Below are 22,695 nucleotides of genomic sequence, written 5' to 3'. Positions count from 1 at the left end.
TTGAATAAAGGTAAAATCACAAGAGTATCAGGTCCACTTGTAGAGGCAAAGGGATTATCTGATGCTAATATCTATGATGTGGTCGAAGTTTCAAAAGATAAGCTCATCGGAGAAATTATAGAGATGAGAGGGGATGTTGCAAATATTCAAGTTTACGAAGAAACAACTGGAATTGGACCTGGAGATGAAGTAGTTTCAACAGGAGCTCCACTATCAGTTGAACTTGGACCTGGACTACTTGAAAGAATGTATGACGGAATCCAAAGACCACTAGAAAAACTTGAATTATTGGCAGGAGAATTCCTAAAAAGAGGAGTTACAGCCCCACCACTAAATAGAGAAAAATTATGGGAATTTAAAGCGGAAAAAGAAGTTGGCGATGAAGTAATCCCTGGAGATATTCTAGGAAGTGTTGATGAAACTTCAATAATTAACCATAAAATTATGGTTCCAAATGGAATAAAAGGAAAAGTTAAAGAAATAAAAAATGGAGAATTTACAGTTGATCAAACAGTTGCTGTAATTGAAACAGAAAATGGCGATAAAGAATTAAATATGATTCAAAAATGGCCAGTAAGATCTCCAAGACCATTTAATAGAAAACTTGATCCAGACACACCACTTATAACAGGACAAAGAGTTATTGATACATTTTTCCCAGTTGCAAAAGGTGGAGCTGCATCAATCCCGGGCCCATTTGGATCAGGAAAAACAGTTATCCAACACCAAATTGCAAAATACGCCGATGCTGACGTTGTAATTTATGTAGGTTGTGGAGAACGTGGAAACGAGATGACTGATGTACTTGACGAATTTCCAGAACTAATCGATCCAAAAACTGGCGAATCAATCATGAAAAGAACTGTACTTATAGCAAACACATCAAATATGCCAGTTGCAGCCAGAGAGGCAAGTGTTTATACAGGAATTACCATGGCAGAATATTACAGAGATATGGGATATTCAGTTGCCCTAATGGCAGATTCTACATCAAGATGGGCAGAGGCCCTTCGTGAGATGAGTGGACGTTTGGAAGAGATGCCAGGAGATGAAGGATTCCCAGCATATCTTGCAAGCCGTATAGCAGATTTCTACGAAAGAAGTGGAAAAGTTATTGTAAATGGACAAGTAGAAAAAGAAGGATCACTTTCAGTAATAGGAGCAGTTTCTCCTCCAGGTGGAGACTTATCAGAACCAGTTACCCAAGCAACACTTCGTATAGTAAAAGTATTCTGGGGACTTGATTATGATTTGTCTTACCAAAGACACTTCCCAGCTATAAACTGGTTAAATTCTTACTCACTCTACCAAGACAAGATGGATTCATATATAGATAAAACTGTTGATGAAAAATTCTCAAAAAACAGGATGAGAGCAATGAGTCTTCTCCAACAAGAATCATCCCTACAAGAAATTGTAAGATTAATTGGTCGTGATGGGTTAAGTGATGATGATAAATTAAAACTTGATGTAACAAAATCACTAAGAGAAGATTTCTTGCAACAAAACGCCTTCCACGAAACAGATGCTTTCTGTCCAATGGAAAAACAAGATTTAATGCTTGATACAATTCTTTATTTCTATGATAAAAGTCTAGAAGCTCTATCTGATGGAGCAAATCTTGATAGACTTGAAGAGCTTGAAGTAAAAGAAAAAATCACAAGATTAAAATTGATAAAAGATGAAAACTTGGAAGAATTTGACCAAGTTAAAGAACAAATCGACAAAGAATGCAAAGAAGCTGTAGCAAAGGGGGAGGATGAATAATGCTAAAAGAATATAAAAGCGTATCAGAAGTAGTTGGACCCCTAATGCTTGTCGAAGATGTTAGTGGAGTTGATTATGAAGAGCTAGTTGATATAGAACTTCAAACAGGAGAAAGAAGAAGAGGAAGAGTAATAGAAATTGACGAAAACAATGCTGTTGTCCAACTTTTCGAAGGTTCTTCTGGAATTAACTTAAAATCAACATCAGTAAGATTTTTAGGCAGACCACTAGAACTTGGCGTAAGCGAAGATATGATTGGAAGAACTTTTGATGGACTAGGAAGACCAATCGATGATGGCCCATCAATTATTCCTGAAGAAAAAAGAGATGTAAACGGAGTTGCAATAAATCCTGTAAGCCGTGATTATCCATCAGAATTTATTCAAACAGGTGTATCAACAATCGACGGATTAAACACCCTTGTTCGTGGACAAAAACTTCCAATATTTTCAGGCTCAGGACTTCCACACAATAAATTTGCAGCCCAAATTGCAAGACAAGCAAAAGTTTTAAATGATAGCGAAGACTTTGCCGTTGTTTTTGCAGCTATAGGAATTACATTCGAAGAAGCTCAATTTTTTAGACAAGACTTTGAAAAAACAGGAGCTTTGGACAGGTCAGTAATGTTTATAAATCTTGCAGATGACCCTGCAATCGAACGTTTATCAACACCAAAAATGGCTCTTACAGCAGCAGAATATTTGGCATTTGAAAAAAATATGCAAGTTTTGGTTATAATGACAGATATGACAAACTACGCAGAAGCTCTTCGTGAGGTTTCAGCAGCAAGAAAAGAAGTTCCAGGCCGTCGTGGATATCCGGGATATCTTTATACAGACCTTGCAACTTTATATGAAAGAGCTGGAAAATTAAAAGGAAAACCAGGTACAATTACCCAAATTCCAATTTTGACCATGCCAGAAAATGATATAACCCACCCAATCCCAGATTTGACAGGCTATATCACAGAAGGACAAATTATTTTATCAAACGAATTATATAACCAAGGAGTAAACCCACCAGTTTCAATTCTTCCATCCCTATCAAGGCTTAAAGATAAGGGAATTGGTGAAGGAAAAACAAGAGAAGACCATGCAGATACCATGAACCAAATTTATGCAGCTTATGCATCCGGAGTTGACGCAAGAGAGCTTCAAAAAATTCTTGGAGATTCTGCCCTTTCAAAGGCTGACCTTGCCTTTGCAGAATTTGCAAAACAATTTGAAGAAAAATATATAAATCAAGGATTCTACACAAATAGATCCATAGAAGATACCCTAAATCTTGGTTGGGAATTATTAAAAATAATACCAAAATCTGAACTAAAGAGAATCGATGACGAATTAATCGATAAATATTTGGATAAAGACGAAAACAAAAAGGAGTCTTAGGCTATGACAAGGCTTAATGTAACTCCAACCAGGATGAATTTAAATACCCTAAAGAAAAGACTTGCCACATCCAAAAGAGGCTATAAACTTTTAAAAGACAAACAAGATGAGCTGATGAGACAATTTCTTGAAAAAATCAGAGAAAATAAAAGACTTCGTGAAGAAGTTGAAGCTGATTTGAAAGAATCATCAAAAGGATTTTTGATGGCATCATCATTTATGAGCCCAGAATTTTTGGAAGAAGCAGTAAGTTTTCCAACACAAAAAATTGGGGTAGATATAAAGGTAAAAAATGTCATGAGTGTAAGAATTCCTCAAATGGAATTTAAAATTGACAAGGGAGGAAACGAAAATGCCTCCATGTATCCTTATGGTCTTGCCCAAACATCAGCTGATTTGGACCTTGCCATAAAAGGATTAAATAAGGTTATGGATAAACTTTTAACCTTGGCAGAGCTTGAAAAGTCAACTCAACTTATGGCAGATGAAATTGAAGGAACAAGAAGAAGGGTAAACGCCCTAGAATATAGGACAATTCCAGATTTGGAAGAAACAATAAAATATATTAGAGCTAAGCTAGAAGAAAATGAAAGAGCAACTATTTCAAGACTTATGAAAGTTAAAGATATTATATCCGAAGCCTAAGTCTTGAAAATAGAAAATTTCATAGTTTAGTAATAAAGATAAAAGGGACGTGTTAAGCGTCCTTTTAATAAATAAATTTTGAAGGAGAAACAAATGGATACGGAAGGACCCTACGCGAATTTAATAATTTTTTTAATAGTTTTGGCACTTATTTTATTAAATGCCTTGGTTAATATGATTTTTTCATCTTTAACTTCCCTAAATCATCAAAAATTAAGAGAGATGGTAGAAAATGGAGATAGTAAAGCTAAAGATGTTTTGATTTTATCTCAAGACCAACAAAGACTTATGCAAAGTCAAAATTTCCAAGATGGAGTTTTGTCAATAATTACAATTGCCTTTCTTTTATTAAATATAAAAGATTCTTTGAAAAATTTTTTAAATAGAGAATCAGATTTTATGCAAATGCTTATAATGATTCTTATGGTAATTGTTTTTGTAGTTATAAAAAGAATTTTTGCCAATATGATTCCTCAAAGAATTGGAATTAGAAATCCCTATACTATTTCTAAAAAGACAAGAGGATTTGCAAAATTGATTTTGTTTTTGACAAGGCCCTTTGTAAGTTTTATAAATAAAATTACAAATATCATTATGAATATTTTTGGAATTGAGTCTAAGGCTATTGAAAAAGAAGTTACGGCAGAGCAAATAAAATCCATTGTCCAAGTTGGAGAAGACCAAGGAGTTTTAAGACCATTAGAATCAAAAATGATTCATTCGATCATGGAATTTGACGACGTGTGGGCAGAGGAGATAATGACTGCAAGGCCTGAAGTATTTATGATTGATATAAAAGATAGGGAAAGAAAATATTTGGATGAATTTATCAAATTAAAACATTCAAGAATTCCAGTCTACGATGAAGAAGTCGATAATATTTTGGGAATAATTTATACCAAAGATTATCTCTTAGAGGCACTTGATGTGGGAATTGCAAGTGTTGATATTAGAAAATTAATAAAACCAGCCTTTTTTGTGCCAGAAAAAATTGAAATTGATAAATTATTTTCTCAAATGCAAAAAGATCACACTCACATGGCGATTTTGATAGATGAGTACGGTGGATTTTCGGGACTTGTTACTATGGAAGATTTGGTTGAAGAAATTGTTGGAGATATGGACGATACATTCGACAAGGACCTACCAGATATTAGAAGTTCAACCAAGGGTTCCTATATAGTAAAAGGTTCGACATCAATAAAAGATTTAAATGAATTTTTGGGACTAGATATAGATGAAGAAAACGACCAATACGATACAGTAGGTGGTTTTATAATCGATAAACTTGGCTTTATTCCAGATGAAGGCTGTGAAAAAGCGGTAATCTACAAAGATTACGAATTTAAAATTTTATATATTGAAGAAACTCGAATTAAAATTGTAAGAATTAAAAAAATAAAAAATCCTGAAAAAATTTCAGATTAAAATAAAAATAAATGAACCTATACAGCTAAGAAGTCCTATGTATGGGTTCATTTTTTGTGTTTGAATAATGTTATTATATTTTTGATAACAAAGTATTGTCAAATAAAAACTAATATGCTATAATACAAAAGTAATTTTATATGATGGAGAAAAGCTCAGATTTGTTTCTGGGCTTTTTGCGTCTATAAGGAGGTTTTATGTTAAATTATGCACACAGGGGCTTTAAGGCAAAGTATCCAGAAAATACTATGCTTGCTTTTAGAAAAGCTCTAGATGCGGGAGCAGATGGCATTGAACTTGATGTTCATTTATCAAAAGATGGACATTTGGTTATAATACACGATGAAAATCTGCTAAGAACTTGTGGCTGTGACCTTTTTGTTAAGGATTTAAATTTAGAAGAATTAAAAAAACTAAATGCAGCCTATGGATATGACGGAATTGATGAGAAAATTCCTACTCTTCGAGAATATTTTGATTTTGTAAAGGATACTAATCTTATTACAAATATAGAAATTAAAAATGGCTTAATTGCTTACGATGGAATTGAAGAAAAATTATATGAGCTTATGAAAGAATATGAAATTTGTGATAGGATAATTATTTCATCTTTTAATCATGAATCTGTTCTTAGGATGAAGGAAATCGATAGCACTTTAAAATTGGGATTTTTGGAAGAATCTGTTTTAGCTAATCCTGTGAAATATTTAAAAGATAATGGAATTTTTTATTTTCATCCTTTGGTAAATACTGTTGACAAAGATCTTGTTTCAAAGCTTCATAATGAAGGAATTTTTGTAAATGCGTGGCTTTCTTCAAAACTTTCTTATAATTTGGAAGATTTTGTTGAAATGGGTTTTGATGGTCTTATTACTGACTTCCCTGATAGGGTTGATGAATTATTAAAAAAATAAATAAGGAGATTTTATGCAGAATTTAGAACTATTTTTAGAAAAATTTAATAAGATATTGTGGGGAAATTGGCTTGTATTTGTATTGTTAGGCCTTGGTATACTTTATTCAATAGCAACTGGATTTGTACAAGTTAGACATTTTAAATTTATTATTCATAATACTTTGGTAAAAAGTTTTAAGGAAAGAAATATTGAAAAAAGAGAAGGTTCTTTGTCTACATTTCAAGCTATGATGGTAACTTTAGCTGGAAATATTGGTGGAGGAAATGTAGTTGGTGTAGCGACAGCAATTGTTGCTGGTGGATATGGTGCTATATTTTGGATGTGGCTTGCTGCATTTTTTGGAATGGCACTAAAATACGGAGAAATCGTTCTTTCACAAATTTATAGAGGAGAAGACGAAGACGGAAATATCTTATCAGGTCCAATGTATTACATAAGAGATGGATTAAAAGCTCCAGCTTTAGGAATTGTAATAGCAGTTTTGATGACTATAAAAATGATGGGAGCAAATCTTGTTCAATCAAATACAATTGCTACAATCCTTGCAGATAATTTTAAAGTCAATAATCTATTGACAGGAATTATTTTGACAATTTTATTATTTATGATAGCAATTGGGGGACTTAAAAGATTAGCAAAAGTTGCAACAAGCCTTGTACCTATTATGTCTATTCTTTATGTTGTATTATGTTTATTAGTTATAATTGTAAATATTAAAAACGTTCCTTTAGTTTTTAAGGCGATTTTTGATGGAGCATTTTCTTTCAAAGCTGCCGCAGGTGGTGTAGGCGGACTTGTTATAGCAAGAGCTATGCAATACGGTATAGCAAGAGGAATGTATTCAAATGAGGCAGGAGAAGGAACAGCACCATTTGCCCACGGTACAGCTATTGTAGATCATCCAGTAGAAGAAGGAATTACTGGAGTTACAGAAGTATTTTTAGATACAATAATTATTTGCTCCCTTACAGCAATAACAATAGGAGTATCTCAAATTCCAATAGACGGAGAAACAATACAAGCATCAAACATGGCAATTAGTGCAATAGGAACAGTATTTAAACCCCTATCTTATGTAGCAATATTTGCACTATTGATATTTTGTTTTACAACCCTTATGGGACAATGGTTTAATGCCGCAAAATCATTTACCTATGCCTACGGAGAAAAATTTACAAGCAAAGTTAAATTCATTTATCCATTTCTTTGCATAGTAGGTTGTTTAGGAAAAATAACAATGGTTTGGACAATTCAAGATATAGCCATGGGACTTGTAATAATTCCAAATATCCTTGCCCTATTAGTTTTAGTAAAAGAAGTAAGAAAACAAACAAAAGATTTTTTCGAAAACAAGTAGGAAAAACTAAATGGAAGACTTAGAATTTATAAAAATACTAATATTAAGATTATTTTTAGCTTGTTTAGTTGGTGTAATAATAGGTCTTGAGAGAGAATTTAAAGGAAAATTTGCAGGAATAAGAACACATACAATAGTAGCTTTGGGAGCAGCCCTTGCAATGATAGTTTCAAAATATGGCTTTTCAGATTCAAGCCATTACGATGCAGAAAGAATTGCAGCACAAATAGTATCAGGTATAGGATTTCTCGGCGGAGGTCTTATATTTATAAAAAAAGATTATATATCAGGACTTACCACAGCGGCAGGAATTTGGACTACAGCAATAATAGCCATGAGCATCGGCGCTGGAATGTATATAATAGGAATATGCTCAAGCATATTAATATTAATTTTACAATTGTTTTTAAAAGAAGAATTTGGGATTTTTAGTTTTATAAAAAGGCCCTATACCATAGATATAGTTTTAGATAATCCCATGAGCATAGAAAAAATATATAAGTACTTCAAAAAAGAAAATATAAAATTCAGCGAAAAATCCATAAATTATAGAGATGATAAGCTGATATTAGAAGTACAATATCACAATAAAAACGAAAATGAACTAATAGGAATTATAAATTTTTTGAGAGAAAACAGAAAGGTTTTTAAGTTTAGTTTGGATTAAAAAGCAAAGATAATCTCAAAAGTTTGAAAAATTTGTTTCTTTGTGTTAATATATTTTAAACGTTTTCTTGATTAATAATTGATAATGGAGATAATTATGGAAAGATATGATGAAGGCATGCCTTTTTTGCTAAAATATGAAAATGTTGCATGGTATCAAGATGGTACTGTAAGGATTTTAGATAGAAGAGTTTATCCAAGAGAGGTTATTTTTGTTGAATGTAAATCATATAAGGATGTAGTAAAAGCTATTCAAGATATGGTTACCCAAAGTGCAGGACCATATACAGCTTTAGGTATGGGAATGGCTCTTGCTTGTTATGAATCAAGAAGTTTATATAAAAAAGAACGTAAAAATTTTATTGAAAAGGCATCAATAGAGCTTGGAAATGCAAGGATAACAACTAAAGAAAGATATAGCAAAATAACTACTAGATGTTATAAAATAGCTGTTGATGCAATTGATAATGATAAAGATCCAGTAAAATTGATAATGGAAGATAATATAAAATCTATAAATAGACGTTATAAAACAATGATAGAAGTTGGGAAAAATCTTATAGATTTAATTCCAGAAAACTCAAGTATATTAACGCAATGTTATGGAGAAACAATAATAGGAGCTTTAATATCATTATTAAAAAAATCTAATAAGAAAATAAAAATTTATTGTGCAGAAACAAGACCATTTTTACAGGGAGCTCGCTTAACAGCATCTTGTTTCTCAGAAGAAGGATTTGATACAACAATTCTCACAGATAATATGATAGCTTATGCTATGGAAAATAAATTAATAGATATATTTACATCAGCTGCTGATTGTATAACAGAAGATGGTGGAGTTGTAAATAAAATAGGAACATTACAAATTGCACAGTTAGCCAAATTATATGACGTTAAATATTTTGTGACAGGAATACCTGACAAAGGAATGAAAAAATTAGATGACGTAAAAATTGAGATGAAAGATCCAGAAGAGGTATTGATTTGTAATGGAATAAAACATGCAGGAAATAAAGTCAAGGCGATATATCCATCTTTTGACAAAACGCCATCAAATTTAGTGGATAAAATAGTAACCGATGTAGGTGCATATAATCCTAAAGATTTATGTAAATATTTTGAAAATAAAGGTGAAATAAATTTTTATTAAGTTAATATATAAAAAATTAAAAATCGTGTCTGTAAAATTAACTTACAGACACGATTTTTTTGTAGTCAAATCTATATTTGAAATAAGAACTAAGCTTTAACATATTCTATATTTTTTTTATCAAGAATATTTTTGTTTTTTTCATCAAGACTTTTATTAGTTATTAATAAATCAACAAAATCAGTATCACAAATTTTATAATTTGTAAAATCAGATAACTTTGTATGGTCTACCATTAAGATTTTATAAGAAGAATTATCTATCATAGCCTTTCTGATGCTAGCTTCATAATTATTATTATCAAAAATTCCTAGCTCAATATTTAATTTTGGAGGGGAAATAATACATTTGTCAGCATAGTAATTTTTGATCTGTTCAAGGCCTTCCATTCCAACAGTCGACATATTATTATTTCTTAAATGACCACCTAGCATTATTAATTCAATATTATTTTTTGTTTCAGTACAAAGATTAGCTATTAGTATTGAATTTGTAGCTATTGTAACATTCATTTTATTAGAAATAATATGTTTTGCTAATTGATAACAAGTTGTGCTAGAATCCAAAAAAATCAAATCATTTTCGTTGATAAAATCAATGACTTTTTCTGATAGTCTGGTTTTTTCGTTTAATAATAAGATATTTCTTATCTTGGTAGGATAAGTCTTATCATTTTTTCTAGCCATAAAAGCGCCACCATGAGTTCTAGTCAATAATTTTGCCTTATCAAGTTCTTTTAAATCTCTTCTAATTGTTTCATCAGAGCATTTGAAAATTTTGCTCATCTCTGTTACAAGCAGGCTATCGTTCTCGTTTAATAGTTCTAAAATTTTATTTTGTCTTTCAAATTTCAACATATTATGTCCATTCTCTTTAAGTTGTAAAACAATAAAAATTGTTACTAAATAATATTAATATCATTGTAACATAAAAAAAGAAGAATATAAAATCAACAAAAACACAAAAATAATGTGGGATAGTGTTTACATCGGTCAAAAAATGTGATATTATAAAACCGATCAAAGAAAACGTTTTGAAAGAGGAGGTTATTATGAAGAGAGATGTTGAGAAAAAAGGTAGTTTCTTAGGGCTAATACCATTGTTGATATTCATAGCCCTGTATGTAATGATAACAATTGTAACCGGTAGCGCTAGTTCACTACCATTAAATGTTGGGATTTTGATTGCTTGCATCTTTGCTTTTATTTTCGCTTTGAAAAAACCAAAAAAAGAATTGAGTTTTGACGACTTAGTGACTATGTTTTGTAAAGGCGGAGGCGATGACACATTAATTTTAATGTTTGTTATATTTTTAGAAGCAGGAATGTTTTATTTAGTTGCTGACAAGATGGGAGCAGTAAAATCTGTTACAAATTTAGGATTAAGTATGTTACCTCAAAGCATGATATTGCCAGGTGTATTTATAATAGGATGTGTTTTAAGTTTCTCAATGGGAACATCAATGGGGACTGTAACAGCTTTAATGCCTATAGGTGTTGCTCTTGCTCAATCTACTGGAATAGAAATACCATTAATGTGTGGAACAGTTGTTGGTTCAGCTATGTTTGGTGATAACTTATCATTTATTTCAGATACAACTATAGCAGCAACTAGAACTCAAGGAGTTCAAATGAAGGATAAGTTCAAAGCTAACTTCTTAATGGTGTTGCCAGCAATAATTGTAACATTAGTACTTTTAACTTTTAAATCAAGTGCTGCCAATATTCCTACAGAAAATTTGGAGTGGGATTTGATTAGACTATTACCATACGTTATAGTTATAGGCTTATCACTTGCTGGTGTTCATGTTATGCTAGCCATGGGTGCTGCTATTTTGTCAGGTCTTATTATAGGAGTTGCTCAAGGATCATTTACCATAATTGAATCTTTTTCTGTTTTGGGTGAAGGAATCATGGCTATGGAAGATATGGCAGTGATTGCAGTAATGGTAGGCGGACTCGTTGCCTTGATGGAATATTTAGGTGGAATAGATTGGTTATTACATAGGTTAACTAGAAATGTTAAAGGAAGAAGTGGAGCAGAACTTGCAATTGCATTTTTAGTATTTTGAGTAGATGTTGCAACAACAAATAATACTATTGCAATAGTAACTGTTGGACCAATAGCCAAGGATATATCTGAAGAATTTGGAGTTGATCCAGCAAGAACAGCTAGTATTTTGGATTTATTCGCAAGTATAGGAAACGGTATCACACCATGGGCTGGACAAATACTTCTAGCTGCAGGAATAGCAAAAATATCCACCCTATCAGTTGTACCTTATTCTTGGTATAGTATCTTATTAGCAATATTTGGAATAATATTTATTATAATAGGATTCCCTAAACATGTGACAAAAAAAGGTGAATAATTATGGAGTAAAAACTGCTAAATAACTTAGAAATTATAGATTATGTTGTAGAAAAAGGATTTTTTAAAGATAAATCTACTTTAGAATGTGTAGAAATTGGTGATGGAAACATTAATTATGTATTTAAGGTTTTAGATAAAAAAACTAATAAATCATTAGTTATAAAACAATCTGACACATTATTAAGGTCATCTGGGCGTCCTTTAGATATAAATAGGAGCAAAATAGAATATAATATTCTAAAAACACAACATGAGATTTATCCTGGATCAGTGCCAGAAGTTTATTATTATGATGAAGATAAATCTATGATAATAATGGAAGATATATCTTCTTATAAAAATTTGAGAGAAGAATTATCTAAGGGAAACATTTATAAACATTTAAGTGATAATTTATCAGAATTTTTGGCTAAAACTTTATTACCGACTACAGACCTTTTTATTTCTAGAAAAGAAAAGAAAGAAAATGTAAAAAAATATACTAATCCAGATTTATGTGACATATCTGAAGATTTAGTTTTTACAGAACCTTATTATAATTATAAGGATAGGAATATAATAACCGAAGGTTTAGAAAGTTTTGTAGAAAAAGAACTTTATAAGGATGAAGAACTGATAGGAGAAGTTTTAAAACTAAAAGATAAATTTCAAACAAACTCACAAGCGCTTATCCATGGTGATCTTCATACAGGAAGTATTTTTGTAAATGATAAAGGCATTAAAGTCATAGATCCTGAATTTGCTTTTTATGGACCTATAGGATATGACATAGGAAATGTCTGGGGTAATATAATATTTGCTTTAGCAAATAGCCTTGTAATGAATGATAATAGAAAAGATAGTTTATTTCAGTTGTTAGAAGATACTATAGATAAAACGATAGATAAACTTGACAGAGCCTATGATAATTATATTACCAATGATTATTTTAGAAATATGTATTTTAAGAAATACTATTTAAAAGAAATAATTTCAGATTCTTTTGGATATGCTGCAACTGAAATAATCAGAAGAGATGTGGGGGATTCTAAGGTTAAAGAGATAACATCTATAAAAGATAATGATTTAAGAATAGCAATTGATAAAAAACTTATCCTTATAGGTAAATACTTGATAAAAAATAGAGATAGTATAGGAAGCGCAAAATATTTAATTGATTATATAAAAAAATTAAATTAAATTTAGGAGGTAACTGTGAAAGTTTATGTCAGAGCACCATATCCTGAAAATAGATTAAAAGAATTAGAAGAAATGTTTGATGATCTTGTGTACGATCCTTGGACAAAAACTGGAGAAAGATTTTATGAGGATGAGATGCTGGAAAAACTTTTGTCAGAAAAACCAGATGTATTAATTACAGAACTTGATAGAATTACTGAAAAAGTTTTGACAGGCTATAATGGTTTAAAAATAATTGGAGATTGTAGATCAAATCCAGCTAATATAGATGTATCAGCTTGTAGCAAGCATAACATACCTATATTATGTACTCCAGGAAGAAATTCAACAGCTGTTGCAGAGTATGTAGTCGGAATATTATTAATGAAGTACAGAAATTTAGATAAATCGATAGATTGGGTTAAAGACGGTGAATGGAAGGAAGGAACAACGCCTTATTATACCTGGATGGGCGATGAGATTTCAAATAAGAAAGTAGGACTTGTAGGCTTTGGTGCAGTAGGAAGAGAAATTGCAAAAAGGCTAGATGTATTTGGAGCTGAAGTTTCTTTTTATGATCCATATGTTGAAAAATGTGGGAAATATATAAAAAAAGATTTAACAGATATATTCAAAGATTCAGATATAATTAGCTTGCATTTGCCGGTAAATAGCGAAACGACAAATATGATAGATAAAGATTTATTAGATCACATAAAGCCAAAATCTGTATTAATAAATAGTGCAAGATCTAAAGTAGTAAATAATGATGATCTAATGAAATTAATAGAGGATAAGGATGTAGAAGTTATATTAGATGTACTTCCAGAAGAACCGCCAGAAAAAAGTGATATAGAATTTTTGAAAAATAAAAATGTAACTCTCACACCACATATAGCAGGAGCAACTTATCAAGTTACTAATCACCAAGCTGATATTTTGAATGATAGTATAAAAAAATATTTTAAAAACGAAAATTTGGAAAAAATTGTGTACAATAAGGAGATACTATAATTGAAAAGATATTATTTACTAATAGATATAGGAACTGGTAATAGTAAATTATCAATTATAGATAATTTTGGGAAAATAGTTAAGGATATATCGTTTAAAAATGAATATAAGGTAGATGAAAACTATGATGATTCTGTTTATTTTTGTCCTAATGAATATATGAAAATTTTAGATTCTAAATTGAAAAATTTATTATATGATTTTGACGAAAAAATAAGTGCAGTGTCATCAGCTAGTACAAGGCAATCAATAATTTTACTTGGCAAAGATAAAGCAATAATAGGACTTCCAAATATCGATAATAGAGCTAAAAAATATATAAGTAACTTTGAAATGGATAATATTTATAAAAAAACAGGCAAATATTTTACTGAAGATTTTCCAGCAGCTAAAATAATGGCATATAAAGAAATTTATAAAAAAGAATTTCAAAAAGTATTTAGCTTTACAAGCGTTAGTGAATGGATTGGTTACGAATTTACTGGAGTTTTATCAATTGAGCCAAGTCAAGCAACAGATACTCAATTGTACGATATAAATGATTTAAAATATTCTAACAAATTAGCACAAAAATTAGGGATTGAGTCCTTAACATTTCCTAAGATTGTAAAATCTGGCGAAAAGCTAGGTAAAATTTCAAATAACTGGGTTAAAAAGTATAAACAATTAGAATCTTCGGTATTTATAGTAGGTGGAGCTGATACACAGGTTGCTATGGAAAATTACAACAATTATATAGATTCTTTATTAATTGTATCAGGAACAACAAGTCCAGTAATTGCATATGAAAAAAAGATAGATAATATTGTTGATGATGAATTGTGGATAAATTCATATTTAAGAGGAGATGGATATATATTAGAAATGAATCCTGGCATAACAGGCTTAAATTATCAAAATTTTAAAGATGCTTTTATGAAAGATATATCGTATGAACAAATGGAGGAAGATTATTCTAAAATTGACGAAGTAAAAGTTATCTCGTTATTGACTTCTTGTTCAAAACCAAAATATCTTCAAAAAAAGTCAGGAACATTTATAATAAAAACACCTGTAGATTCATCGGCTGATAGTTTTGATTATGCATGGTCGATTTTAGCGGATATTGCTTGTTCTATATATACAAAAATAAGAAAACTAGAGAAGTTGAAAAAGAAATCATATTGTAAAATTATAGGAATGGGCAACGGATTTAAATCAGATACTTTGTGCAAAATGGTAGCTTCACTTAGTAATAAAGAGTTGATATTAACTAAAAATTATAATAATTCTACATTATTTGGTTTACTTAGAATATGTAATAGATACTTTGAAGATGATAAATCTTATATAATAAATGAACAAAAAACAAATTACAAACCCGTTGAAAATGGCTTGATAATAGACTACTATAATAAATGGAAATCTAATAATATTTATGTAATAAAAGGAGTTAAATAATGAATTATAATAAAGAAAGAGAAGAACTGGTTGAATATGGGAAAATAATGAGTAAAGAAGGTCTTAGTTCTGGAACGAGTGGCAATCTTAGTATATATGATGCTGAAAAAGGATTAGTTTTTATAACACCTTCAGGTGTTGATTACTTAAAGACAAAACCTGAGGATATAGTTGTTATGAATTTAGAAGGAGAAATTGTAGAAGGTGACAAAAAGCCATCAAGTGAATGGCATTTACACACACTATTTTACAAAAATAAACCTGAAGCAAGAGCTGTTGTACACACTCATTCTGTTTATTGTACAACTTTTTCATCTTTAAGAATGCCTATATATCCAGTTCATTACGTTATAGCAGATGCTAATGCTTTTGAAGTACCATGTGCTAGGTATGAAAGATATGGAACAGAAAAATTAGCTAAAGCGGCAGTTGAGGCTTCGGGAGATTCAAATGCTGTTTTACTCGCAAATCATGGCTTAGTTGTTTGCGGTAAAAACTTAAAATCAGCTTATGGACTTGCCAAAGAAATGGAATATATTGCAGAAATCCAATATAGAGCGATGAGTGTTGGAAAACCTGTTCTATTAACAGATGAAGAGATGGAAGAAGTAGCTGAGGGATTTAAAAGTTACGGTCAAGCACAAAAGAAGGATTAATAAGAATGAATTCATTTACGTATTATAGCCCTACAAAATATATTTTTGGTCTAGATTCACATAATAAATTAGGCGAAGAGCTAAAAAAACTTAAAAATAAAAATATATTAATAATTTACAGCTCCTCTTCTAAAAAAAGTGGATTGATAGACACAGTTGAGAAAATTTTAGATGAAAATATGATTTCATATGTAGAATATAGTGGAGTAAAAACAAATCCTACTACAGATATGGCTTATGAATGTATAGATCTTGCAAGAAAGAATGACGTAGATTTTATATTAGCTGTTGGAGGCGGAAGTGCGATTGATCTTGCAAAATCTGTTGCTGTAGGATTATGTTGTAATGGGGATGTTTGGGATTTTTATTTAGGTAAAGAAATAGAGAAAGCTGTTGAAATTGGTGTGATTTTAACTATAGCATCATCAGGAAGTGAAAGTTCACCAAATGCTATCTTAACAAATAATGACACTTTAGAGAAAATGGCAATAGAAAGTGATCTAATAAGACCAGTTTTTGCTATAATGAATCCAGAATTAACTATGACTTTGACAAGCTATCAAACAGCTTGTGGAATTACTGATATAATAGCACATTGCCTAGAAAGATATTTTACAAACACAGAAAATGTAGACTTAACAGATAGGCTACTTGAATCTATAATTAAATCAGTAATAAAAGAAGGCAAGAAAGCAGTTTTTTGTAAAGATGATGTAGAATCTAGAAAAAATATTATGTGGGCAGGAAGTTTAGCCCATAATAATATAATAGGTTGTGATAGAGAACAAGATTGGAATTCACATCATTTAGAACATGTTTTATCAGCAAAATATAATTGCAATCACGGTGCAGGAATGGCTGTTATATTTCCAGCATGGATGAGATATGTTGCGAAAAAACATAAAGCTGAAAGATTTGCTCAATTTGCAAATAGAGTTTTCGATATAGAAATAAATAATGACAAACCTATTGAAACGGCTATGATGGGAATTGAAAAATTTGAAGACTTTTTAGAAGAAATCAAAATGCCATTAAATTTTGTTCAGCTAGGAATTTGTGATTACGATATTGACGAATTAGTAAAGTTGAATAATTTAAATGGGGGAAAAACAAGTGGATTTTATTCTTTAAATGAAGATGATATAAGAGAAATTTATAAAATCGCAAGCGAAAATAGGTTATAAAGAATGAATTGCCAGCTCTTTTGGGTATTATTAATCGAGAAAAGAGCTGGCAATTTTTGTTAGGAAAAATATTAAAAAAATCAAATTAAACTATATGTAATCAATAGGCTAAACTATAAACTATATTTCAAACAATTTCTTTCGTTTTATTTTTTTTGCTAAATCGCTTATAATATTAGTAAAAGATTTAGAAATTAGGGATAGGTGGTTTATGGTAATTAATAGGTATATAGTTTTTTATTTTTTCTTTGCCCTTTTGGGTTGGGTTTGGGAAAGTATTTATTGTACGGCTCAAAATCAAAAATGGCAAAATAGGGGTTTTTTGTATGGACCTCTTTGTCCGATTTATGGTTTTGGTTCGATTTTTGCTCTTTTTGCTTATGATTTGGTAAATGGTGGAGTCTTGGAAAGACTTTCTTCGCTTCAAATTTTAGTTGTGGGATTTGTGGTTTCCATGATTTTGGAATATCCCACTTCATATATTCTTGAGAAATTATTCCATGCAAGATGGTGGGATTATACGGATGTGCCTTTGAATTTAAATGGAAGAACTTCTGTGCCAACTTCTGTTGGTTTTGGTCTTGCTGGAATTTTGGTTATGAATTATTTGATTCCTATGGCAGAGAATTTGTACTTGCTTTTGCCAGAAATTTTTGTAATAATTTTGCCTTTTATTTTGATTGGAATACATTCATCGGATTTAACTCTTACTGTTGTAAACTTGACGAATTTCCAAAAACAACTTGATGAAATTGAGGAAGAATTCCAAGAAAAAATGACTCAAAGAGTTGATAATTATTACAGAAAGAAAAAAATGTACAGTCCAAAAGCTCTAAGAAGGGTTGTTTCCTTTAGGATGAGTGAATCAAGAAATAAGATAGCAAGTAAGATAATTGAAGAAATCGAAAAAATCGAAAGGATAGAAAAAATTAAAAAATAAATGAAAAAACAGGTGGATTTGACCTATCCCATATAATTTGGGAGTAAGCTAAGATCAGCCTGTTTTTTATTTCTTTTCAATGTTGATTAGGAAAAATTAAATTTATATGATTTTTTATAGTTAATAAAAACTAGCTATCTTGATAAATGTCTGCCCTCTTTGATGGATTTGCCAGAAAGAGGGCATCTTATAGGTCATAGCTATGAATTTTAATGGTTATTTTCGCTACTGGTTGGATTTTCTTTTTTTATTTCTTCTGTTGGATTTATCTCCTTTACTTGTTTTGTATTTGTTTGGTCTTTTTCCTTTTTGTTTTCTTGGGTATTTGACTTATCGTTGTTGTTATTTTCTTTTTTGCTATTTTCTTTTTTTTCAATATTTTCTATTTTTTTATTTTCGGTAATTTCTTTTGTTTCATTTTCTTCTTCTATTGTTTCTTTTTTGATTGAAACTTTTGGTAAATCTTTTTTGTAGGTAATTTTTCCATTTTTCATTTCAAAATCTCTTGTATAGAAGTTTAGGGTTTGATCTTGTATGAATACTTGAACCATTGAATCTCCTATATTTAAAATATCTGATGAGTCTACTTTATAGTGGTTTTTCAAGAATTCTTTTATATCTTCGATTTTTATTTTTGATTTGTATTCTAGGTTTGTGTTTGGGTTTTCTATTTTGTATTTTATTGTTTTTACAACGTCTTTGGCTGTGTATGGACCAAATTTTTTATCTTTTTGCATTTGGATGATTTGTTTGATTGTTTTTGCATGATAATGGTTTTGATGGTACCAATAAAATATATTTTCTCTTATTCCGTTTGACCCATATACTGCTTCATTTTCTGGAAGATTTCCAAAATGTGTAAATTTTGATAGGTCGCCTTCAAGGTATGGAATTACTCCTTCTATTAATTCGGCTCTTATATCTTTATATTCGAAAATTTCATCGTCTGATACGGCAATATCATCGCTTTCGTTTTTTTCTACTATATATTCTGCGTCTGGATAAATATGTCTTGGATTTTCTTTTACTACCCCAACTTCTTCATCGCCTCTGTACAAATGCCAGTGGTCTTTGTGGTCAATTATTTTGGTAATTCCTTTTGGCCATTTTCCATCTTTATTTTCATCTTTTGGTGGCTTAACTTCAGGATTATTTTTTTCTGGTTTTTTGTTTTCTGTATGATTTTTATTTCCATATTCGCCAAAGTATGCCTTAGGGAATAAATCTTTTGGATTTGTGTAGGTTATTGCTTCTCTATTTTTTGAATCATAAACGTGGTAGTGGTCATTGTGCACAAGAATTTTTACTATGTCATACCTGTTTATAGTTCCCTTTCCTAAGATTGGAATTAATTTTAAATTTTTTATCTTTTCTAATCTTTGTTTTTCTTTATTTGATGAATTATTAACTTTATTATTTTCTTTGCTTTTTCTATTATTTTTACATTATTGTTTGAGTTTGCAAGTTTTTTATTTGTTTTGGTATTTTGATTTGAATGATTTCCAGTATATATTCCAATTTTTATATGTGGATATGAAGTGCTTGGATTTGAATATGAAATATATTCATTTCCATTTGCTGTATAGATATGCCAATGGTCGCCGTGTTGTAATATTTTTACAACCTTATCTCCCGATAGTTTTTGCGAATTGCTTGTTTTGTTTTTTGCTTGACTTGTAGGATTTGTGCTATGGTTTCCTGTGTATGTTCCAATTTTTATATTTGGGAAAAGCCCTGATGGATTTTCGTATGTTAAATATTCGCCACCATCTTTTGTATAAACGTGCCAATGATCGCCATGTTTTTTTATGGCAATAACATTTTTGTTTTTTAATTTGTTTGTATCAACTACATCTATAAGATCAACTCCTCCATCTTTTCCAAAATCTTTTGGATCTTTGTAAGAGATGTGTTCTTTGCCGTCTTTTGTAAAAATATGCCAATGGTCTCCGTGTTTTACAACTTTGACTATGTCATCTTTTTTAATTTCTGAATCGACTAAAACTTCTGTAGTATTGTCTTCTTTTATTTTTTGTTCTGTTTTTACGCTTGCTTTTTTTTCTTTTTTGTCTTGGATTTTTTCGTTATTTTTATTAAAACATGAAGTCAAAACGAAAGATGTTGCCAAAGCAAGGGCAATTATTTTTTTATTTTTCATATAATCTCCTATTTTTTTATTAAAAGTACTAAAATCAAACTAAATACCGCTATTAAAACTACAACTGAACCAGGTCTTAGGTTAAAAATATAAGAAAGCATAAGTCCTGCAAATACAAAAACCAAGGAAAAAATTATGGAAAGGATTAAGCTATTTTTGTAAGATTTGCAAATTTGTATTGCCATAATTGATGGAATAACCAAAAGTGAGGAAACTATCAAAGAGCCAATTGTTTTTGCAGAAATTGCTACAGCTATCGCTGTCAAAAAACTTATTGTAAAATTCAATAGCTTAACTCTAAGGCCCAAAATTTGAGAAGAATTTGGATCAAAAAGCAAAAGGTAAAAATCATTGTAAAAATGAAAATAAATTATTAAAAAGCAAAGACTTAAACCAACTAACAAATAAAATTCTTCTTGAGAAATTGTAACAATTGAGCCAAAAAGATATGAACAAATAGCATTTGCACTTGCGGATAAATCAGCCATAATTCCAGCAATTCCAATTGATGCTGCTAGTATAATTACTGTTGAAACTTCTTGGTAATTTTTCAATTTATTTCTAATAATTTCTATAGAAAAAGCAGCAAATATACAAAAAATCATAGCCGAAAGAATTGGGCTTATGCCAAATGCAAGACCTATGCTAAGACCTGCTAAAGATGAATGGGATAGAGTATCCCCAATCATTGAAAGTCTTTTTATCAGAACTAATTGACCAATACAAGGAAGGATAATAGCAATTAAAGCTCCAGCCACAAATGCCTTTTGCATAAAATCATATTCAAAAATATTAAACATAAAAATCTCCCAAACTTTCCTTTAATTTATTTTTGTCGATTTTTCTAATTTTCTTATCAGACAAATGAAAAACTTCATCAGAAAAAATAGATGCAAGTTTATAATCGTGGCTAATCATCAAAATAGTTTTTCCGTTGTTTGTTAAATTTTTCAAACGCTCATAAAAATCCCTAGAAAATTTCATATCTATAGCAGCCGTAGGCTCATCCAAAATAAGCAGCTTTGCATCTTTTATAAAAGCTAAAATCAAAGCCAGTCGTTGGATTTGTCCTCCAGACAAATCACAAAGAGCATGATTTTTCACATCAAGCAAATCAAAATCTTTCAAGAGCTTATCAATATCGTAAGATTTATTCAAAAATTTTATGTGGTTTTGAATAACTTCCTTAACATTCGTTGGAAAAAGTTTATAAGATTGAACAGAAGTTTGAGAAATGTAAGCTAAATCTTTGTAATGATTAGACTTTTCTATCAAATCAGAAAAAATTTTAATCTCTCCCCTATAATCCTTTAATTGATTTAAAATTAAACGAATAAGAGTTGTTTTTCCAGCACCATTTTCACCAATTATCAAGGCGAATTTTCCTTTTTCAACCTGCATAGATAAATTTTCCAAAATAATTTCATTTTCATAAGAAAAACTTAAATTTTTAATCTCTATTGCAAACTTACTCATAAAAAGACTCTTTCAAGGCTTCCAAATTTTTTTCCATCAATTTCAAATAACCCATTTCAGCTTCCTCTTTAGTCAAATTTTCCATAGTATATAAAGTTGAAGTTTTTGTATTCGTAGATTTTGCCAAAGTTTCAGCAACTTTTGGGGTAGCCTTTCCTTCAAAAAATATTGTAGAAATATCATGTTTTTTCACAAAATCAGCTATAGTTTTAAGTTGTTTAGCAGATGGCTCATCCTCAGGAGATATTCCTGTAACTGCAACTTGTTTTAAATTATAATCATCAGCCAAATAATTAAAAGCGGCATGAGAAACAACAAAATATCTTTTATTCTCATCAACATTTTTAAGCTCATCAGCAAATTTTTTGTCTAATTGCTTGAATTTTGCAATATTTTCATCAAGATTTTTCTTGTAGAAATTCTTGTTTTTAGGATCAATTTCAACAACTTTTTCATAAATATCCTCAAGCTCAGTCATGGCATTTTTTATAGAAAGCCAAGTGTGAGGATTTACCTTATCCTTTGAAACTTTTCCATCCTTTGCTGAAGAAAGTAAAGTTAAATTTTTAGAAAGATCAACAAATTTTTCCTTATTATCAGAAGAATTTTTTAAATCATCAATGAAAGTTTCCATAGAAGCTCCGTTATAAATTACCAAATCAGCCTTGATAATATTTTTAATATCGTCAGTTTTTAGCTCAAAAGAATGAGGCTCTTGGCTTTTATCAATAATAGATTTGACAATAAATTTATCGCCAACAATTCTTTTTGTAAGCTCCTCCACAGGAAAAAAGCTTGTATAAATTAATTTCTTATTAGAAGAATCTTCTTTTTTTGAAATATTTTCTTTTTGACATCCCCCAAATAAAAAAATAAATCCAAAAATTAAAAAAACCGCCAATAAATTTGTTTTTTTGTGTTTCATATAATCTCCTTTATTGCAAATGATTCGCATTATAATATTTTTAATTC

22 protein-coding genes are annotated in these 22,695 nt (G+C 30.2%); 16 read left to right on the top strand and 6 right to left on the bottom strand.

Annotated features, from left to right (window positions below; genetic code table 11):
- The 8 genes from I6H46_RS02660 (at position 1) to I6H46_RS02625 (ending at position 9,324) form a co-directional block, all read left to right on the top strand.
- The gene (locus tag I6H46_RS02660) at positions 1 to 1,767 is read left to right on the top strand and encodes a V-type ATP synthase subunit A (protein ID WP_019118814.1); all 1,767 of its coding nucleotides are present in this window, start codon (positions 1 to 3) and stop codon (positions 1,765 to 1,767) included.
- Positions 1,767 to 3,158: a V-type ATP synthase subunit B gene (locus I6H46_RS02655; RefSeq protein ID WP_019118813.1), complete on the top strand. Its 1,392-nt coding sequence runs from the start codon at positions 1,767 to 1,769 to the stop codon at positions 3,156 to 3,158. Before I6H46_RS02660 ends, I6H46_RS02655 begins: the two co-directional genes overlap by 1 nt.
- Before the next feature lie 3 nt (positions 3,159 to 3,161).
- Positions 3,162 to 3,803 (top strand): V-type ATP synthase subunit D, encoded by a 642-nt coding sequence (locus tag I6H46_RS02650; protein ID WP_004839560.1) that lies wholly within the window; start codon positions 3,162 to 3,164, stop codon positions 3,801 to 3,803.
- A 93-nt stretch (positions 3,804 to 3,896) separates the two neighbouring features.
- Positions 3,897 to 5,231 carry a hemolysin family protein gene (locus I6H46_RS02645; protein WP_019118812.1) on the top strand — a complete coding sequence of 445 codons (1,335 nt, stop codon included), beginning with the start codon at positions 3,897 to 3,899 and terminating at the stop codon, positions 5,229 to 5,231.
- Positions 5,232 to 5,428: 197 nt separating this feature from the next.
- Positions 5,429 to 6,145 (top strand): glycerophosphodiester phosphodiesterase, encoded by a 717-nt coding sequence (locus I6H46_RS02640; RefSeq protein WP_200226115.1) that lies wholly within the window; start codon positions 5,429 to 5,431, stop codon positions 6,143 to 6,145.
- Positions 6,146 to 6,158: 13 nt separating this feature from the next.
- On the top strand, positions 6,159 to 7,505 hold the full coding sequence (locus I6H46_RS02635) for an alanine/glycine:cation symporter family protein (RefSeq protein WP_004839557.1): 1,347 nt from the start codon (positions 6,159 to 6,161) through the stop codon (positions 7,503 to 7,505).
- A gap of 10 nt (positions 7,506 to 7,515) precedes the next feature.
- Positions 7,516 to 8,172 (top strand): MgtC/SapB family protein, encoded by a 657-nt coding sequence (locus I6H46_RS02630; protein WP_019118810.1) that lies wholly within the window; start codon positions 7,516 to 7,518, stop codon positions 8,170 to 8,172.
- 96 nt (positions 8,173 to 8,268) lie between these two features.
- Positions 8,269 to 9,324, top strand: coding sequence for a s-methyl-5-thioribose-1-phosphate isomerase (locus tag I6H46_RS02625; RefSeq protein ID WP_019118809.1), 1,056 nt, complete (start codon positions 8,269 to 8,271; stop codon positions 9,322 to 9,324).
- 89 nt (positions 9,325 to 9,413) lie between these two features.
- Here I6H46_RS02625 and I6H46_RS02620 read toward each other — a convergent pair whose 3' ends face one another.
- Positions 9,414 to 10,181 (bottom strand): DeoR/GlpR family DNA-binding transcription regulator, encoded by a 768-nt coding sequence (locus tag I6H46_RS02620; RefSeq protein WP_019118808.1) that lies wholly within the window; start codon positions 10,179 to 10,181, stop codon positions 9,414 to 9,416.
- Between the two features lie 194 nt (positions 10,182 to 10,375).
- Here I6H46_RS02620 and I6H46_RS02615 point away from each other — a divergent pair, with 194 nt between their 5' ends.
- The 8 genes from I6H46_RS02615 (at position 10,376) to I6H46_RS02585 (ending at position 18,089) form a co-directional block, all read left to right on the top strand.
- Positions 10,376 to 11,395: a Na+/H+ antiporter NhaC family protein gene (locus tag I6H46_RS02615; protein ID WP_234287405.1), complete on the top strand. Its 1,020-nt coding sequence runs from the start codon at positions 10,376 to 10,378 to the stop codon at positions 11,393 to 11,395.
- A gap of 27 nt (positions 11,396 to 11,422) precedes the next feature.
- The gene (locus I6H46_RS09700) at positions 11,423 to 11,695 is read left to right on the top strand and encodes a Na+/H+ antiporter NhaC family protein (protein WP_325100619.1); all 273 of its coding nucleotides are present in this window, start codon (positions 11,423 to 11,425) and stop codon (positions 11,693 to 11,695) included.
- Positions 11,696 to 11,709: 14 nt separating this feature from the next.
- Positions 11,710 to 12,876 carry an S-methyl-5-thioribose kinase gene (mtnK, locus tag I6H46_RS02610; protein WP_026074088.1) on the top strand — a complete coding sequence of 389 codons (1,167 nt, stop codon included), beginning with the start codon at positions 11,710 to 11,712 and terminating at the stop codon, positions 12,874 to 12,876.
- A 15-nt stretch (positions 12,877 to 12,891) separates the two neighbouring features.
- Positions 12,892 to 13,869 (top strand): 2-hydroxyacid dehydrogenase, encoded by a 978-nt coding sequence (locus I6H46_RS02605; RefSeq protein WP_019118805.1) that lies wholly within the window; start codon positions 12,892 to 12,894, stop codon positions 13,867 to 13,869.
- Positions 13,870 to 15,309, top strand: coding sequence for an FGGY-family carbohydrate kinase (locus tag I6H46_RS02600; RefSeq protein WP_019118804.1), 1,440 nt, complete (start codon positions 13,870 to 13,872; stop codon positions 15,307 to 15,309).
- Positions 15,309 to 15,965 carry an L-fuculose-phosphate aldolase gene (locus I6H46_RS02595; protein ID WP_019118803.1) on the top strand — a complete coding sequence of 219 codons (657 nt, stop codon included), beginning with the start codon at positions 15,309 to 15,311 and terminating at the stop codon, positions 15,963 to 15,965. The genes I6H46_RS02600 and I6H46_RS02595 overlap by 1 nt, the downstream gene beginning before the upstream one ends.
- 5 nt (positions 15,966 to 15,970) lie before the next feature.
- Positions 15,971 to 17,149 (top strand): iron-containing alcohol dehydrogenase, encoded by a 1,179-nt coding sequence (locus I6H46_RS02590; protein WP_019118802.1) that lies wholly within the window; start codon positions 15,971 to 15,973, stop codon positions 17,147 to 17,149.
- Positions 17,150 to 17,360: 211 nt separating this feature from the next.
- Complete coding sequence (locus I6H46_RS02585; RefSeq protein WP_200226113.1) at positions 17,361 to 18,089, top strand: putative ABC transporter permease; 729 nt, start codon at positions 17,361 to 17,363, stop codon at positions 18,087 to 18,089.
- 209 nt (positions 18,090 to 18,298) lie between these two features.
- Here the strand turns inward: I6H46_RS02585 and I6H46_RS09695 are convergent, their stop codons facing one another.
- From I6H46_RS09695 to I6H46_RS02565, 5 genes are all read right to left on the bottom strand, one after another.
- On the bottom strand, positions 18,299 to 19,384 hold the full coding sequence (locus tag I6H46_RS09695) for a hypothetical protein (protein ID WP_234287404.1): 1,086 nt from the start codon (positions 19,382 to 19,384) through the stop codon (positions 18,299 to 18,301).
- A gap of 77 nt (positions 19,385 to 19,461) precedes the next feature.
- Positions 19,462 to 20,247 (bottom strand): Ku family protein, encoded by a 786-nt coding sequence (locus I6H46_RS09690; RefSeq protein WP_234287403.1) that lies wholly within the window; start codon positions 20,245 to 20,247, stop codon positions 19,462 to 19,464.
- An 8-nt stretch (positions 20,248 to 20,255) separates the two neighbouring features.
- The gene (locus tag I6H46_RS02575) at positions 20,256 to 21,047 is read right to left on the bottom strand and encodes a metal ABC transporter permease (protein WP_019118799.1); all 792 of its coding nucleotides are present in this window, start codon (positions 21,045 to 21,047) and stop codon (positions 20,256 to 20,258) included.
- A complete protein-coding gene (locus tag I6H46_RS02570; protein ID WP_019118798.1) occupies positions 21,040 to 21,723 on the bottom strand; it encodes a metal ABC transporter ATP-binding protein in 684 nt (227 codons plus the stop codon). Before I6H46_RS02570 ends, I6H46_RS02575 begins: the two co-directional genes overlap by 8 nt.
- Positions 21,716 to 22,648, bottom strand: a complete 933-nt coding sequence (locus tag I6H46_RS02565) for a metal ABC transporter solute-binding protein, Zn/Mn family (RefSeq protein WP_019118797.1) — start codon at positions 22,646 to 22,648, stop codon at positions 21,716 to 21,718. Before I6H46_RS02565 ends, I6H46_RS02570 begins: the two co-directional genes overlap by 8 nt.
- Positions 22,649 to 22,695 lie beyond the last annotated feature (47 nt).

The organism is Anaerococcus obesiensis (assembly GCF_016599815.1).
Classification (GTDB): Bacteria; Bacillota; Clostridia; order Tissierellales; family Peptoniphilaceae; genus Anaerococcus; species Anaerococcus vaginalis.
This window is presented reverse-complemented; position numbering and strand designations above follow the sequence as displayed.

Coding starts and splice junctions, on each gene's coding strand:
- I6H46_RS02585 (WP_200226113.1), top strand. CDS start 17,361: ATGGTAATTAATAGGTATATAGTTTTTTATTTTTTCTTTGCCCTTTTG.
- I6H46_RS02635 (WP_004839557.1), top strand. CDS start 6,159: ATGCAGAATTTAGAACTATTTTTAGAAAAATTTAATAAGATATTGTGG.
- I6H46_RS02590 (WP_019118802.1), top strand. CDS start 15,971: ATGAATTCATTTACGTATTATAGCCCTACAAAATATATTTTTGGTCTA.
- I6H46_RS02620 (WP_019118808.1), bottom strand. CDS start 10,181: ATGTTGAAATTTGAAAGACAAAATAAAATTTTAGAACTATTAAACGAG.
- I6H46_RS02565 (WP_019118797.1), bottom strand. CDS start 22,648: ATGAAACACAAAAAAACAAATTTATTGGCGGTTTTTTTAATTTTTGGA.
- I6H46_RS02640 (WP_200226115.1), top strand. CDS start 5,429: ATGTTAAATTATGCACACAGGGGCTTTAAGGCAAAGTATCCAGAAAAT.
- I6H46_RS02615 (WP_234287405.1), top strand. CDS start 10,376: ATGAAGAGAGATGTTGAGAAAAAAGGTAGTTTCTTAGGGCTAATACCA.
- I6H46_RS02645 (WP_019118812.1), top strand. CDS start 3,897: ATGGATACGGAAGGACCCTACGCGAATTTAATAATTTTTTTAATAGTT.
- I6H46_RS02655 (WP_019118813.1), top strand. CDS start 1,767: ATGCTAAAAGAATATAAAAGCGTATCAGAAGTAGTTGGACCCCTAATG.
- I6H46_RS02625 (WP_019118809.1), top strand. CDS start 8,269: ATGGAAAGATATGATGAAGGCATGCCTTTTTTGCTAAAATATGAAAAT.
- I6H46_RS09690 (WP_234287403.1), bottom strand. CDS start 20,247: ATGAAAAATAAAAAAATAATTGCCCTTGCTTTGGCAACATCTTTCGTT.
- I6H46_RS02650 (WP_004839560.1), top strand. CDS start 3,162: ATGACAAGGCTTAATGTAACTCCAACCAGGATGAATTTAAATACCCTA.
- I6H46_RS02570 (WP_019118798.1), bottom strand. CDS start 21,723: ATGAGTAAGTTTGCAATAGAGATTAAAAATTTAAGTTTTTCTTATGAA.
- I6H46_RS02630 (WP_019118810.1), top strand. CDS start 7,516: ATGGAAGACTTAGAATTTATAAAAATACTAATATTAAGATTATTTTTA.
- I6H46_RS02575 (WP_019118799.1), bottom strand. CDS start 21,047: ATGTTTAATATTTTTGAATATGATTTTATGCAAAAGGCATTTGTGGCT.
- I6H46_RS02595 (WP_019118803.1), top strand. CDS start 15,309: ATGAATTATAATAAAGAAAGAGAAGAACTGGTTGAATATGGGAAAATA.